The 15,044-nt window shown below is 73.5% G+C and carries 14 protein-coding genes and 1 pseudogene; 14 read left to right on the forward strand and 1 reads right to left on the reverse strand.

The genetic code is table 11. From position 1 onward, the window contains the following. Positions 1–26: 26 nt before the first annotated feature. From trmD to ACW14Y_RS26895, 13 genes are all read left to right on the forward strand, one after another. Positions 27–845: a tRNA (guanosine(37)-N1)-methyltransferase TrmD gene (trmD, locus tag ACW14Y_RS26835; RefSeq protein WP_380386533.1), complete on the forward strand. Its 819-nt coding sequence runs from the start codon at positions 27–29 to the stop codon at positions 843–845. Positions 846–999: 154 nt separating this feature from the next. Beyond that, positions 1,000–1,350: a 50S ribosomal protein L19 gene (gene rplS / locus ACW14Y_RS26840; RefSeq protein ID WP_030396741.1), complete on the forward strand. Its 351-nt coding sequence runs from the start codon at positions 1,000–1,002 to the stop codon at positions 1,348–1,350. A gap of 282 nt (positions 1,351–1,632) precedes the next feature. Next, positions 1,633–2,385, forward strand: a complete 753-nt coding sequence (lepB, locus tag ACW14Y_RS26845) for a signal peptidase I (protein WP_456983655.1) — start codon at positions 1,633–1,635, stop codon at positions 2,383–2,385. An 82-nt stretch (positions 2,386–2,467) separates the two neighbouring features. Further along, entirely contained in the window at positions 2,468–3,394 is a 927-nt protein-coding gene (lepB, locus tag ACW14Y_RS26850; RefSeq protein ID WP_456983656.1) for a signal peptidase I, read from the forward strand. Between the two features lie 240 nt (positions 3,395–3,634). Beyond that, on the forward strand, positions 3,635–4,642 hold the full coding sequence (gene lepB / locus ACW14Y_RS26855; RefSeq protein ID WP_456983657.1) for a signal peptidase I: 1,008 nt from the start codon (positions 3,635–3,637) through the stop codon (positions 4,640–4,642). A gap of 148 nt (positions 4,643–4,790) precedes the next feature. Then, positions 4,791–5,540, forward strand: a complete 750-nt coding sequence (gene lepB, locus ACW14Y_RS26860; RefSeq protein ID WP_456983658.1) for a signal peptidase I — start codon at positions 4,791–4,793, stop codon at positions 5,538–5,540. Positions 5,541–5,658: 118 nt separating this feature from the next. Beyond that, positions 5,659–6,132 carry an NUDIX hydrolase gene (locus ACW14Y_RS26865; protein ID WP_380386472.1) on the forward strand — a complete coding sequence of 158 codons (474 nt, stop codon included), beginning with the start codon at positions 5,659–5,661 and terminating at the stop codon, positions 6,130–6,132. 55 nt (positions 6,133–6,187) lie between these two features. Further along, entirely contained in the window at positions 6,188–6,514 is a 327-nt protein-coding gene (locus tag ACW14Y_RS26870; protein WP_030306725.1) for a DUF2469 domain-containing protein, read from the forward strand. 345 nt (positions 6,515–6,859) lie between these two features. Continuing rightward, positions 6,860–7,309 carry a YraN family protein gene (locus tag ACW14Y_RS26875; RefSeq protein WP_380304955.1) on the forward strand — a complete coding sequence of 150 codons (450 nt, stop codon included), beginning with the start codon at positions 6,860–6,862 and terminating at the stop codon, positions 7,307–7,309. Continuing rightward, the gene (locus ACW14Y_RS26880) at positions 7,310–9,157 is read left to right on the forward strand and encodes a YifB family Mg chelatase-like AAA ATPase (protein WP_456983659.1); all 1,848 of its coding nucleotides are present in this window, start codon (positions 7,310–7,312) and stop codon (positions 9,155–9,157) included. Continuing rightward, on the forward strand, positions 9,154–10,446 hold the full coding sequence (gene dprA, locus ACW14Y_RS26885) for a DNA-processing protein DprA (protein ID WP_402725001.1): 1,293 nt from the start codon (positions 9,154–9,156) through the stop codon (positions 10,444–10,446). The genes ACW14Y_RS26880 and dprA overlap by 4 nt, the downstream gene beginning before the upstream one ends. Before the next feature lie 415 nt (positions 10,447–10,861). Next, positions 10,862–11,752, forward strand: coding sequence for an RNA polymerase sigma factor WhiG (whiG, locus tag ACW14Y_RS26890; protein WP_456988260.1), 891 nt, complete (start codon positions 10,862–10,864; stop codon positions 11,750–11,752). Positions 11,753–12,050: 298 nt separating this feature from the next. Beyond that, the gene (locus ACW14Y_RS26895; RefSeq protein WP_380304951.1) at positions 12,051–12,623 is read left to right on the forward strand and encodes a TetR/AcrR family transcriptional regulator; all 573 of its coding nucleotides are present in this window, start codon (positions 12,051–12,053) and stop codon (positions 12,621–12,623) included. A gap of 178 nt (positions 12,624–12,801) precedes the next feature. Here the strand turns inward: ACW14Y_RS26895 and ACW14Y_RS26900 are convergent. Beyond that, positions 12,802–13,515 (reverse strand): annotated as a pseudogene (locus ACW14Y_RS26900) (peptidoglycan DD-metalloendopeptidase family protein); the annotation flags it as partial. A gap of 515 nt (positions 13,516–14,030) precedes the next feature. Between ACW14Y_RS26900 and rpsB the strand changes: the two are divergent. Continuing rightward, on the forward strand, positions 14,031–14,954 hold the full coding sequence (gene rpsB, locus ACW14Y_RS26905; RefSeq protein WP_380386463.1) for a 30S ribosomal protein S2: 924 nt from the start codon (positions 14,031–14,033) through the stop codon (positions 14,952–14,954). Positions 14,955–15,044: the final 90 nt, after the last annotated feature.

A 15,044-nucleotide genomic window follows, 5' to 3' on the forward strand; every position in this document is an offset into this window, starting at 1 on the left:
CCGCGCTGCCGTCCGTGCGGGACGGGATGCGGATCGACGTCGTGTCGATCTTCCCCGAGTACCTGGAGCCGCTGAACATCTCGCTGGTCGGCAAGGCCCGCGCCCGGGGCCAGCTCGATGTGCACGTCCACGACCTGCGGGGCTGGACGCACGACGTGCACCGGACCGTCGACGACAGTCCGTACGGCGGCGGCCCCGGCATGGTGATGAAGCCCGAGCCGTGGGGCGAGGCCCTGGACGCGGTGCTCGGCCAGGGGCCGGAGGGTGAGGTCCCGACCCTGGTGGTGCCCACCCCCAGCGGTCGGCCGTTCACCCAGGAACTCGCGCAGGAGCTGGCCGGCCGGCCCTGGCTGGCGTTCACGCCGGCCCGGTACGAGGGCATCGACCGGCGGGTCATCGAGGAGGCGGCCACCCGGATGCCGGTGGTCGAGGCCTCGATCGGCGACTACGTGCTGGCCGGCGGCGAGGTCGCGGTGCTGGTCATGGTCGAGGCGATCGCCCGGCTGCTGCCCGGCGTGCTCGGCAACGCCGAGTCCCACCGGGACGACTCTTTCGCGCCCGGCGCGATGGCCGACCTGCTGGAAGGGCCTGTCTACACCAAGCCCGCCGAGTGGCGCGGTCGCACCGTGCCGGACATCCTGCTGAGCGGAAACCACGGCCGGATCGCCCGCTGGCGCCGCGAGCAGGCCTTCGCCCGCACGCTGGCGAACCGTGCGGACCTGGTGGCGCGCTGGCGGCACGCGGACTTCGACAAGAAGGACCGCGAGGCGCTCAGCGTGCTCGGTCTGGCCTGGGACGAGGACCTCGGCCGATTTCGGTCCGTGGCCGATGGTGTGGAAGAATAGGCCGCTGCTGTCTGTCGCTGGACTCCTCCCGTAGGGGTCACGTGGTCCGTCGCCCCCGCCACGGGGGGCTCGTCGGTAACCGGTGCGGCCCGCAGCGAACCCCATTTGTGACGACTTCCGTGGGCGGCCCGTGGCGCCTGCGATGGAGAGCAACATGAGCAACAAGCTCGCTGCTGTCGACGCGGCCTCGCTGCGTAGCGACATTCCGGCCTTCCGCGCCGGTGACACCCTGAAGGTTCACGTCCGGGTCATCGAGGGCAACCGCTCCCGTGTCCAGGTCTTCCAGGGCGTCGTCATCCGCCGTCACGGCGCCGGCATCGGTGAGACCTTCACCGTTCGCAAGGTCAGCTTCAACGTCGGTGTCGAGCGCACCTTCCCGGTGCACACCCCGATCGTCGAGAAGATCGAGGTCGTGACCCGCGGTGCGGTTCGCCGCGCCAAGCTGTACTACCTGCGTGACCTCCGCGGCAAGGCCGCGAAGATCAAGGAGAAGCGCGACCGCTGATCCACCGGCCCCCGGCACCGCCGGGGGATCGGGATCGCTCTGGGGGGCCGGACTGCCGCACGGTAGGCTCAGCCCCTGATGAGCACGCACGAACCACCCGCGGACCGCGACGGCTGTCCCGCACCCACCGGTGCGGACTCGCCGACGCGGTCCGCGGTCGTTTCCGCGCCCGGCGCCCGGGTGGCGCCCGATGCGGGAGGGGCGGTCGACCGGGGGAGGCAGGACGGCCCCGGCGTCGCGGGTCCGTCGGATGCCTCGGAGACCTCGGGCGGCGTGGGCGGCGTGGGCGATACGGACGACGCGCCCGATGCGCCCGACGCGGCCGCTCCGGACGACGCCCCGGACGAGGGTGGCCGTTCGCGCTCGCGCTCGCGCGAGCTGTTGCTGCTCACCGGTATCTGCCTTTTCGTACTGCTGCTGGTGAACGCCTTCGTGGCGCGCCCGTTCTCGGTGCCCTCCGGATCGATGGAGAACACCCTGCGCCCGGGTGACCGCCTGATCGTGAACAAGCTGTCCTACGCCTTCGGCGGTCACCCGCGCCGCGGTGACGTGGTCGTCTTCGACGGCACCGGCTCCTTTCTGCGCAAGCCCCTCGAACCCGCCGGCCTCGGGACCTCGCTGCGCTCCTTCGGCCGGGAGGTCGGACTGGTCCCGGCCGGTGACTCCGTCTATGTGAAGCGGGTCGTCGGTATCGGTGGCGACCGGGTCACCAGCGCCGGACCGGGCCACCCGATCACGGTCAACGGTGTGCCGGTCGACGAGTCCGGTCACCTCTACCCGGGGGACGAGCCGTCCAATGTGGCCTTCGACGTGGTGGTGCCACCCGGCAAGCTCTGGGTGATGGGCGACCACCGCAGTGCCTCCCGCGACTCCCGCGACCACCTCGGCGAACCGGGGGGCGGCTTCGTTCCGGAGTCCAAGGTGATCGGGCGGGCCGCCTGGGTGGTCTACCCGGTCGGACACTGGGCCGACCTGGACCGGCCGGACGCCTACGCCGCTGCAGAAGGGACGGGCGGCCATGGGGAGCAGGGGTAGGGGGCGGCTCGCCGACCGCCCGGACGCCGGCTCCGAGCCCTCGGCCGTTGCCGCCTCTGCGGTGGCGAGCGGGTCCGGGGCGGTGAGCGGGTCCGCGGAGGCCGCCGGGTTCGGGGAGGCCGCCGGACCGGCCGATCCCGCCGGGGCGGCCCAGGCCCCGGTGGTGCGCGGGCGTGCCGAGCGCCGCCGCACCGCCCGCAGGGCGGCCCGTCGCCGCAGACGCTCCCGTCTGCGGGAGATTCCGCTGATCATCGTGGTCGCGCTGGTCGTCGCGCTGGTGATGAAGACCTTTCTGGTGCAGGTCTTCGTGATCCCCTCGGGATCGATGGAGCAGACGATCCTGATCGGGGACCGGGTTCTGGTCGACAAGTTCACTCCCTGGTTCGGCGCCGAGCCTGAACGCGGCGAGGTCGTGGTGTTCAAGGACCCGGGCGGCTGGCTGGAGAACCAGCACGGGGCGTCGACGGACGGTGTGCTCCTGCGTGGCGCCAAGCAGGTGCTGACGTTTGTCGGACTGCTGCCCTCCGACAGCGAGCAGGACCTCATCAAGCGGGTGATCGGGGTCGGTGGCGACACGGTCGAGTGCTGCGACGATCAGGGCCGGATCCTCCTCAACGGCAAGCCCCTGGACGAGCCCTACGTCGCGTCGGGCAACCCGCCGTCGCGGCAGCCGTTCAAGGTGAAGGTGCCACCGGGGCGGCTCTGGGTGATGGGCGACCACCGGGACGTCTCCGCCGACTCCCGTTTCCACATGGGGAATCCGGGTCAGGGCACCGTTCCGGTGAGCGGGGTGCTGGGGCGGGCGTTCATGATTGCCTGGCCGGTCGGCCGGGTTCATCAACTTGATGTGCCGGTTTCACTCTCCTCGGTGGCGCGGGGTCCGACGGACCCCGGAACTGCGCGGAACGCGGTGGGTGTTGACCCGATCCCTGAGGAACCTCCGCTCGTTATGGGTGTGTTGGGCATCCTTCCGCTCGTCGGCCGCCGGGTGGGACGACCCGGGCGGTAGGCCCTGCCGGACCGGTGGACGGTCGGAAGGCGCGTGTGGGACCGCGAGCCGGATGTCCGGGAGTGATAGAGAAGTGCTGGGTGCGGCCGTTGCGACGAGCCGCGCCCGAAGGCTGTGCCGGTGTCGGACACCCCCGAGGGGGCAGTTCCGGCGGGCGCGGCCGATCGTGGAACGTGGTGCCCGCTGTGCGGCACTGTGAGCGCGGACGCGCAGGCGTCCGCACAGCAGGGAGGAGACGTTGTGGGGGATTTGGTGATCGGCGCCCGTTCGGGCGCCGGGGAGCCCGAGGGCTCAGGCGGCCGGGCTGCCCGGTCCGCGGATGCCGCGGCGCCTTCGGCCTCGGCCGAGGAGGCGGCGGCCCAGTCCGCGGACGAGCACGGCGACGGCACGAACGACGCCTCGAAGCCCACCCCGGACAACGCGGAGCCGGCGGACGGCACCGATGAGCAGCCGGACCGGAAGGAGCGCAAGCCGCGGTCGTTCTGGAAGGAACTGCCGATCCTCATCGGCATCGCCCTTGTGCTGGCGCTCGTGATCAAGACGTTCTTCGTCCAGGCGTTCTCCATTCCGTCGGAGTCGATGCAGAACACGCTCCAGGTCGGTGACCGTGTCCTGGTGGACAAGCTCACCCCGTGGTTCGGTGCCGAGCCGGAGCGCGGCGAGGTCGTGGTGTTCCACGACCCGGGCGGTTGGCTGGCGGACGAGCCCACCAACGAGAGCAGCAACTCCTTCGTCCGGGGCGTCCAGAATGTGCTGAGCTTCGTCGGCCTGATGCCGTCCGACAACGAGAAGGACCTCATCAAGCGCGTCATCGCGGTCGGCGGGGACACCGTCGAGTGCGAGGGCGAGGGCCCGGTGAAGGTCAACGGGATCGCTCTCAACGAGCCCTACGTCTACGCGGGCAACACCCCGTGCGGGACCAAGCCCTTCGGTCCGGTGAAGGTGCCGGACGGTCGGATCTGGGTGATGGGCGACCACCGCGCGGACTCGCTCGACTCGCGCTTCCACATGGACCAGCCGGGTGGCGGCACCGTTCCGGTGGACGATGTGATCGGGCGGGCCTTCGTGGTGGCCTGGCCGATCAACCGCTGGGCGACGCTGCCGGTGCCGGAGACCTTCGACCAGAAGGGGCTGGCGGCGGCGGCCCTGCCCGCGGTCCCGGCCGCGGCCGGTGCCCTGGGCGCCGTCGTACTGCTCCCGCTGGTCCGCCGACGGTGGAACGGGACGGACCGCGACGACCGGTCCTGACGACGACCGGGGACGCCCGGGTCTTGCGCGGGCCGTGGTACCGACGAGTAATCTGCTCGGACGTGCCACGGCCCGCCGGGTTTTCCGCCCGTCGTCCCGGCGCGGCGCCATGGGCGTTTCCGGGTCGGTCTGGGTTTGGACGGTATCGATGAGCAGTGTCGTGGAACGCGCGACCGACAATCCGCCGACCGCCGCCCGCCGTCGGCGCGGACCCGCGGCCGTGGTCCAGGGCGTACTGCTCGGCCTCGGGCTGGTCCTGCTGATCGGCGGCTTCGCGGTGATCGCCGTGAGCTACCGGCCCTACAACATCCCGACCGCCTCGATGGCACCCACCCTCCAGGCCCAGGACACCGTCCTGGCCAGGAAGTCCGACGGTTCGGACATCGGGCGGGGCGACGTGGTCGTCTTCCGGGACGTCGCCTGGGGCGGCGAGCTCATGGTCAAGCGCGTGGTCGCGGTCGGAGGGGACACCGTCGCGGTCGGCGAGGGCGACCGGCGGCTGACCGTGAACGGCAAGCCGGTGGACGAGCCCTACCTCGCCGGCACGGGTGCCCAGGGCGCCTCCTTCCGTGTGGAGGTGCCGCCCGGTCGGCTCTTCCTGCTCGGCGACAACCGGCTCGGCTCGCTCGACTCCCGGGTGCACCTGGAGACGGACGGCGGGACCGTCCCGGCCACCGAGGTGCAGGCCAGGGTGGAGGCCACCGTGCTGCCGTTCGGCCGGATGGCGCTGCTGGGCGGCACCTCGGCGTTCGAGGCGATCGACGGGCACCGGCCGGCGGGCCCGGGACCGCTGGAGCCCGCGTTCTGGGCGAGCGTCGCAGGCGCGGCGACGATCGTCGTGACCTCGGCGGTGGGTGGTGCGGCGGGCCTGGCGCGCCGCCGTCGCCGCGCCGTCTGACCCCGGCCGGTGCCGCCCGCGCCGGGACCGCTCTGCCGAACCTCGCCCCGGACGACCGCGCCGGGTGGCAGGATCGGGGGAACGACCGGGGCGGACGGAGGGAGCGTGGAGGCTCGTCATGGCGGCAGAACGGCGCAGGGCCTCGCGGATCCTGCTGCTCGACCGGCAGGACCGACTGCTGCTCTTCCACGGCTCGGACCCGGCGACGCCCGGCGTCACCTGGTGGTTCACCCCCGGCGGAGGGCTGGAGCCGGGGGAGAACGCTCGGGAGGCCGCCGAGCGGGAGCTCGTGGAGGAGACCGGGTTGCGCGGCGTGGAGCTGGGACCGGTGGTCGCGTACGGCAATGCTTCGTTCTCCTATCAGGGGCAGCGCTTCGAGCAGGAACAGTGGTTCCACCTGGCCCGGACGACGCGGACGGAGCTGGACCACTCGGGTATGGGCGAGGACGAACACGCCCAGTTGCTCGCGGTGCGCTGGTGGACGGTCGAGGAATTGCGGTCCACCTCCGAGACGGTCTATCCGGTCGGACTGGTGGACTTTCTGGAGCGGTTGTTGACCGAGGGGCCGCCGGTCGCCCCGGTACGGCTCTGAGGGTGAGTGCGGTGGTCCACAATGGGTGGACGTGACAAGTTGAGGGGACGCCTGGATGAGTGCCGAAGATCTCGAAAAGTACGAGACCGAGATGGAGCTCAAGCTCTACCGGGAGTACCGGGACGTCGTCGGCCTGTTCAAGTACGTGATCGAGACCGAGCGACGGTTCTACCTCACCAATGACTACGAGCTGCAGGTGCACTCGGTGCAGGGTGAGGTCTTCTTCGAGGTGTCGATGGCGGATGCGTGGGTCTGGGACATGTACCGGCCGGCCCGGTTCGTCCGAAAGGTCCGGGTGCTGACCTTCAAGGACGTGAACATCGAGGAACTCGCGAAGAGCGATCTGGAGCTGCCCTCGGACGAGCCCGGCTTCGGGAACTGACGTTGGACCGCCCGGTCCCCGGATGTCCAGGGGAATTTCGGATATTCCGGAATTCTCACTCCCGTGGGTGACATGAGTTATCCACAGGCCCGGGTTTTCCACAGGAAATAACAACCCTCTGGTCCGCTTCCGGATCGCACGGCAGCCTCCCCGTCGGAGGTGGTCACCGTGCAGGACATCGAGCGCGCCACGCGCCAGCAGACCGCGAAGGCCCGACGGGACGGGCAGCCACGCCGGCGGGCGGCCCGCACCCCGGCGGGAGGCCCGATCCCGTCGGCCGATCAGGGCTCCGTCGCGCCCGCGTCCACTCCGGTCGAGCCCGCCCCGCCCGTAACGGCCCTGCCCGTGCCCGGCGGGGCCGGACCGGGGCGGCTCGGCAACACCGGCCTCGGCCGCTACGGCGAACGCGTGGCCGCCCGCCGGCTCACCGAGCAGGGGCTGCGCATCCTCGACCGCAACTGGCGGTGCGTGGAGGGCGAGCTGGACATCGTCGCCCTCGACGGCGACACGGTGGCGGTCTGCGAAGTCAAGACCCGTTCGGAGCGGGGGTTCCAGCAGCCCACCGAGGCCATCGACGCCGTCAAGGCGGACCGGCTGCGCCGCCTGGCCGAGCGCTGGATGTCCGAGCGCTGGCCCGGCCACTTCGCCCGGCTGGCAGGCCCCGAGTACCGGCCCGGCTCCACCGACCCGCCGTGGGCGCCCGTCCCGCCGGGCGGCGTCCGGATCGACCTCGTCGCCGTCATCAACCGGGTCCGCGGCGCGGCCACGGTCGACCACCTGCGGGGGGTGGTCTAGATGGCCTTCGCCCGGACGTGTTCTGTGGCCCTGGTCGGGGTCGACGGGGTCATCGTCGAGGTCCAGGCCGACCTGGAGCCCGGGGTGGCGGCGTTCACCCTGGTCGGCCTGCCCGACAAGGCGCTCTCCGAGGCCCGCGACCGGGTCCGCGCGGCGGTCGTGAACAGCGGCGAGGCCTGGCCGCAGCGCAAACTGACCGTGGGGCTGAGCCCGGCGTCGGTGCCCAAGAGCGGCAGCGGCTTCGACCTCGCCGTGGCCTGCGCCGTCCTGGCCGCGGCCGAACGGCTCGACCCCACCGCGATCGCCGACCTGCTGCTCATCGGTGAGCTGGGCCTGGACGGGCGGGTGCGCCCGGTCCGCGGGGTGCTCCCGTCGGTGCTGGCGGCCGCCGACGCCGGCTACGAGCGGGTGGTGGTGGCCGATCAGACGGCCGCCGAGGCCGAGCTGGTCCCCGGAGTGAGCGTCATCGGCGTGCGCAGCCTCCGCCAGCTGATCGCCGTGCTCACCGGAGCCCCCGAGCCGGAGGAGCCCCCCGACCGGCTCGTCGGCCGCCCCGACCCGCTGATGGCGGGCCTCATGCTCCCCAGCGCCGGCGTGCGCGGCCTGCCCGACGAGGCGGCCGCCCGGATGGACCTCGCCGACGTGGCCGGCCAGTACGAGGCCCGCCGGGCCCTGGAGATCGCCGCCGCCGGCGGCCACCACCTCTATCTCAAGGGTCCGCCCGGAGCGGGCAAGACGATGCTGGCGGAGCGGCTGCCGGCGCTGCTCCCGAGGCTGACCCAGAAGGAAGCGCTGGAGGTCACCGCGGTCCACTCCGTCGCGGGGCTGCTCCCGGCCGGTCGTCCGTTGATCGACCACGCGCCCTACTGCTCCCCGCACCACTCGACCACCATGCCCGCCATCGTCGGCGGCGGCAGCGGCCTGCCGAGACCGGGTGCGGTTTCGCTGGCCCACCGCGGGGTCCTGTTCCTCGACGAGGCGCCCGAGTTCCCCGTCCGGGTCCTCGACGCGCTGCGCCAGCCGCTCGAAGCCGGCGAGGTGGTGATCGCACGGTCCGCCGGGTCGCTCCGGCTGCCCGCCCGCTTCCTGCTCTGCCTGGCGGCCAACCCCTGTCCGTGCGGGCGCCACTCGCGGCGGGGCGAGGGGTGCGAGTGCACGCCCGCCATGGTCAGCCGCTACCAGGGCAGGTTGTCCGGCCCGCTGCTCGACCGGGTCGACCTCCAGGTCCAGGTCGCCCCGGTGACCAGGGCCGAGCTGATGCAGCGGGACACCTCGGCGGAGACCACCGAGGTCGTCGCGGCCCGCGTACTGGCGGCCCGGGAGCGTGCGGCGGCGCGGCTCGCGGGCACCCCGTGGCGGACCAATGCCGAGGTCCCCGGACACGAGCTGCGCACCCGCTGGCAGCTGGCGCCGGGCGCGCTGAACGATGCCGCGCGCCAGCTGGAGCGCGGCCTGCTGACCGCCCGGGGTCTGGACCGGGTGCTGCGGGTCGCCTGGACCGTCGCCGACCTCGCCGGCCGGGACCGCCCCGAACAGCGCGACATCCGGACGGCCCTCGTGCTGCGCACCGGTGTGGAACAGGGGCTCCCGCTGACCGAGCAGTTCTTCCGAAGTCCGAACCCCGCCGTCGACCGCCCCCACCGCCCCGACCGCGCCGACGACCGAGCCGACGATCGCGCCGACGATCGCGTCGAGAACCGGACCGGCGACGGCTCTGACGAGCAGCCCGAGGGGCGGCCGGACGCCCCGACCGGACGCCGTCCCGCCCGCCCCCGGTCCGCCCGCCGTCCACCCGGTCCCACCCCCGCCCCCAACCCCACCGAGAAGCCCGAGGAGAGCGGCACATGAGCCTTTCCGCGAACGACCTCCCCCAGCACCCGCCCGCCGAACCGGGAGCCGTCCCCGAGCCCGGGCCGCAGGCCCCGTCGCGCGTCGCCGAACCGGTCGGCCCGGCGGCACCCCGGGCTCCCGGAGCGGAGGCCGAGGGGCCGCCGGGGCCGCAGGCCAAACCCCGGCCCGACCCGGAGCGCCTCGCCAGGGCGGCACTCAGCCGGCTCGGCGAACCGGGGGACGCCGCACTCGGCCGCTGGCTCGCCCGCCTCGACGCACTGGACGTCGTGAGGGCGATCCGGGGCGGCGCCCCGGCCGAGCAGCTGGGCGTGGACGCCGCCCGGCTGGCGGCCTACCGGGCCCGGATGCCCGGCCTCGATCCGGTCGCCGATCTGGAGCGGGTGCGCGCGGTCGGCGGGCGCTTCATCATTCCGGGCGACACCGAGTGGCCGAGCCAGCTGGACGACCTCGGGGAGGGCCGGCCCACCGGGCTCTGGGTGGTCGGGACGGGTTCGCTGCGCCTGCTCGCTCTGCGATCGGTCGCGGTGGTCGGGGCCCGGGCCTGCACGGCGTACGGTGCGCACGTCGCCGGGGACTTCGCCGCCCAGCTCGCCGAGCGCGGCTGGGTCGTCGTGTCCGGCGGCGCCTACGGGATCGACGCGGCCGCCCACCGCGGCGCGCTGGCGGTCGGCGGTCCGACGGTCGGTGTCCTGGCCTGCGGGGTGGACGTGGCCTACCCGCGGGGCAACACCTCGCTGATCCGCCGGATCGCCGAACAGGGACTGCTGGTGAGCGAGCTTCCGCCGGGGGAGCACCCGACCAGGTTCCGGTTCGTGCTGCGCAACCGGGTGATCGCGGCGCTGACCCGCGGGACCGTGGTGGTGGAGGCGGCGCTGCGCAGCGGGGCGCTCAGCACCGCCAGACGCGCCCGCGACCTCAACCGCCACACCATGGGTGTGCCCGGGCCGGTGACCTCGGAACTCTCCGCCGGGGTGCACGCGCTGGTCCGCAGCGGCGCTGCCACCGTCGTGACCGACGCGGCCGAGGTCGTCGAGCTGATCGGGGCGATCGGAGAGGACCTGGCGCCGCAGCGCAGCGGGCCGGTGCTGCCGAGGGACCTCCTGGAGCCGGAGGCGGCCCTGGTCCTGGAGGCCGTGCCCGCCACCGCGGAGGGCGCGCCGGTGGAGCGGCTGGCCCGGCAGTCGGGACTGCCGCCGGACGAGGTGCTCCAGCGGCTCTACGAGCTGGGCTCGCTGGGCCATGTGGAGCGGCACGGCGCGCACTGGCGCCTGGTGCGGAGGAGGTGACGGCCCGTCCGGACGAGAGCGGCGGAGCGGCTCGGGGGAGCAGCGGGGCGGAGCGTCAGGAGGACACGCGCCCGAGGAGCGACCGGGAGGAGGACGGGTAGGGGCGCGGTGTTGACGGGGCGGAGCGGCCGGGCGGGGCCGCCATCCGGTTCGTCCACCTCCGGTGCCCGGGTGGGGCGACACGAACGCCACCGGATCGGGGGACGACCGAGTGGCGGTAGCACTCTGCAGCGAGTCGGTCACGCTACGCTCGCCATGCCTTCCCTATCAGCACATGACTCGGCAGAACGGCGCAGACCAACGTATGCCCACACACATTCCCGGACACCGAGTGACCGGTGGCGCCCGGTCCTCGGGAGGGCCGCGCACCGAGCGGCGGACCGCGACCGAGTACCCGTCCAAGTCCACGGGTGCGATGGGGGCCCTGGCGCGGCAGGGCGGCCGTCCGGCGCTCACCGGGGCGCACGACGACCGCCCGGCCGCGCCCGGCGCTCCCGCCGGCCCGGCCGCCCCCGCGTCCACCGAAGCGCCGGCTCCCCGCCGGGAGCGCACGGCGCTCGAAGAGCTCTGGCGCGCCTACAAGGAGACGGCCGATCAGCGGCTGCGGGAGCAGCTGATCCTGCACTACTCACCGCTCGTCAAGTACGTGGCGGGCCGGGTCGGGGTCGGTCTGCCGTCCAATGTCGAGCAGGCCGACTTCGTCTCCTCCGGTGTCTTCGGGCTGATCGACGCGATCGAGAAGTTCGACATCGAGCGCGCCATCAAGTTCGAGACCTACGCGATCAGCCGGATCCGCGGCGCGATCATCGACGAGCTGCGCGCGCTGGACTGGATCCCGCGCTCGGTGCGGCAGAAGGCGAAGGCGGTCGAGCGCACCTACGCGACCCTGGAGGCCCGGCTGCGGCGGACGCCCACCGAGCCCGAGGTCGCGGCCGAGATGGGCATCGCGATCGAGGATCTGCACACCATCTTCAGCCAGCTCTCGCTCGCCAACGTGGTCGCGCTCGACGAGCTGCTCCACCCGGTCGGCGACGGCGGCGACCGGCTGAGCCTGATGGAGACGCTGGAGGACCACGGGGCCGACGACCCGGTCGAGGTGGCCGAGGACCGGGAGCTGCGCCGGCTGCTGGCGCAGGCGGTCAACACCCTTCCCGAGCGGGAGAAGACCGTGGTGACGCTCTACTACTACGAGGGGCTCACGCTCGCCGAGATCGGCCAGGTCCTCGGGGTGACCGAGAGCAGGGTCAGCCAGATCCACACCAAGTCGGTGCTCCAGCTGCGCGCCAAGCTGTCGGACATCCGGTAGCCGAACGCCCTCGGCCGGGCACCCTCCGGCCGACCGTCCTCCGACCGCCCTCCGACCGACCCCGGCCGAAAACCGCCCCCGGCCGGACGCCCCCCGACCGGACACCCCCCGGCGGGCGCCCCTCGGCCGAACGCCCCGGCCGGTCGTCACGCGGGCCGGTCGGTGCGCCGCGTACGCCGGGTCGGCGCTCCGCGCCCCGGAACGCATCCCTCCGTATCCGTTGCGGTACGCGGCACCGTACCGGCGGGATGTAGGGCTCCGTACAGTGGAGGGCGTGCCGAAGATCCGAGCAGCCAGTGTGGCCGAGCATCGTCAGATGCAGCGGGCAGCCCTCCTCGATGCTGCCCGCAGTCTCCTCACCGAGGGAGGCATGGAAGCCCTGACCTTCCCCGCGCTCGCCATGCGTACCGGGCTCGCGCGTTCCTCGGTGTACGAGTACTTCCGTTCCCGCGGGGCGGTGGTGGAGGCGCTCTGCGAGGTGGACTTCCCGCTGTGGGCCGCCGAGATCGAGGCCGGGATGGCGAGCCGGGACACCGCCGCCGAGCGGATCGAGGCGTACGTCCGGAGCCAGCTCGCGCTGGCGGCCGACCCGCGCCACCGGGCGGTCGCGGCGATCTCCGCACTGGAGCTGGACGACGCGGCCCGGGACCGCATCCGGGCCGCGCACGGGACGCTGGTCGGGCTGGTGGTCCAGGCGCTGGAGGACCTCGGCCACGAGCAGCCCCGGCTGGCCGCCGCGCTGCTCCAGGGCATCGTCGAAGCGGCGGTGCGGCAGGCGGAGCACCGGGCCGCGGGCGGCCGGGCCGAGAGTCCCGAGGTGATCGCGGACGCCGCCGTCGCCCTCGCCCTGCACGGCCTCGGCCCGAGCTGAGCCGCCGCCTTCCGAGGACGGCGCGCGGTCCGGTCAGGGTGACCGGCGCTGCGGCGACCGCTTCCGTCGTGCGGTCGAGCGGAAGCAGTCGGGCCCGGCCGGTCCCGAACAGGGCCGACGGGTCCAGATAGCGCTTCCCGCGAAGCAGGCCCCAGTGCAGGCAGGGGCCGTCGGAGCAGTGGCCGCCCCCGGGGGCCAGCCGTCCGATCACCTGTCCGGCCGCCACGGCGGTGCCGACCGGGAGCACGCCCTCCACCGGTAGATAGGTGGTCCGCAGTGGGGGAGCCGGCGGAGTCGCAGACGTTGCGGAACCCGCCCCCGGGTGGGTGACCGCGACGACCGGCCGTCCGGCCACCGGTCCGGCGAACGTCACCACCCCGGGCGCGGCGGCGCGGACCTCCGCACCTGCGGTGGCGGCCAGGTCGACGCCCCGGTGGCCCGCGCCCCACGGTCGCGCGGGCGGTTCGAAGCGGCCGATCACCGCACCCGGCCCCCCGCCCGGTCCGTCCACCGGCCACCGCCGCCCGCTTCCACCCGCCCCACCCACCCCGGGACCCCCGGAAGCGACCGGGCCAGGTCCGGCCTCCCCGGCCTCCCCGGCCTCCCCGGCGCCACCGACCGCCGCCACGCCCGCCCGGCCCACCCCGCCCGTCGGGCCCACCCCGTCCGCGGCGTGCCCGAGCGTCCCGGGCCGGCCACCGGTCAGCAGGACGGCCAGCACCACCGGCACGACCACCAGCACCCGCCGCCCCACCCGCGCCTCCGCCCCCGCCCGGCGGCCCCTCCCGCCCCGAGCGGCACCCGCACCCGCACCAACAGCCACCTCCGCACCCACCTCCGCACCCACATCCGCACCCACCACCCCCACGCCGAAAGCCACGCCGAAAGCCATGCCACCGAGGCTCCCCGGGCCGGTCCGACCCGGCCACCCGGTCCCCGTTTCCTGTGGACAACCGGCCCCTGGGGACAATGGCCGTCCCTCCAACGGGTGGACCCCGGCAGGTGCACGGGACCCCAACACGGTCGCCCGGGTGCCCCGGACCTGGCCGGTCCCCGCCCGCCCGCCTTCCGCGGAGTCGCTCCGCGCTCGGCGCTTCCCGTACACTTCACACGCGACCCGGTCCGCCGGGTCGACTTCGCACGCCCCGCCACCGGTGGTCGGACAGCGGCTCAGCCGCCGCCCCCGCCAGGTGCGAGTGCCGCTCGGTCCGCCGAGCCCGACCGGTCCCAGGACCGCCGGGGGAAGCGGCTCGGCACGTTCGGGGCGTCAGGCGTGGCTGTCACCTGGCCGCCACGGACAAAACCGAGCCTGACCCGGCCGTTCGCACCAGCCGAGCGGGAAGCGCCATCGCGCCTCCCGTGACGCCGCTGCGACGGAGCCGGGCGTAACACCTGAGGAGCACGGCTATGGCCGTCGTCACGATGCGGGAGCTGCTTGAGAGCGGCGTCCACTTCGGTCACCAGACCCGCCGCTGGAACCCGAAGATGAAGCGCTTCATCATCACCGAGCGCAACGGCATCTACATCATCGACCTCCTGCAGTCGCTGAACTACATCGACCGCGCCTTCGAGTTCATCAAGGAGACCGTTGCCCACGGCGGCAGCGTCCTCTTCGTCGGCACGAAGAAGCAGGCCCAGGAGGCCATCGCCGAGCAGGCCACCCGCGTGGGCATGCCCTACGTGAACCAGCGCTGGCTCGGCGGCATGCTGACCAACTTCTCGACCGTCTACAAGCGCCTGCAGCGCCTCAAGGAGCTGGGCGAGCTGGACTTCTCGGACGTGGCCGGTTCCGGCCTCACCAAGAAGGAGCTCCTGGTCCTCCAGCGCGAGCACGACAAGCTGGAGAAGACCCTCGGCGGTATCCGTGACATGCAGCGCGTTCCCAGCGCTGTCTGGATCGTGGACACCAAGAAGGAGCACATCGCGGTCGGCGAGGCCCGGAAGCTCAACATCCCGGTCGTCGCCATCCTCGACACCAACTGTGACCCCGACGAGGTCGACTACAAGATCCCGGGCAACGACGACGCGATCCGCTCCGTCACCCTGCTGACCCGCGTGATCGCCGACGCCGTCGCCGAGGGCCTCAAGTCCCGCGCGGGTGTCGCCAAGGGCGACGTCAAGGCCGAGCCGGGTGCCGACCAGCCGCTCGCCGACTGGGAGAAGGACATCCTCGAGGGCGAGAAGAAGGCCGAGGAGGCCCCCGCCGCCGACGCCGAGGCTGCTCCGGCCGCCGAGGCCGCCGCTGTCGAGGCCCCGGCCGCCGAGGCCGCTGCCGTCGAGGCCCCGGTCACCGAGGCCCCCGCCGCCGAGGCTCCGGCCGAGCAGGCCTGACGTACCAAGGGTGAGGGGCACCCGCCGGTACGACACCGGTCGGTGCCCCTCTCTCCCGTGCCGGGGCCGAACCATCGGCCCCGGCACCAC

The sequence above is a fragment of the Kitasatospora sp. cg17-2 genome, from assembly GCF_054031055.1.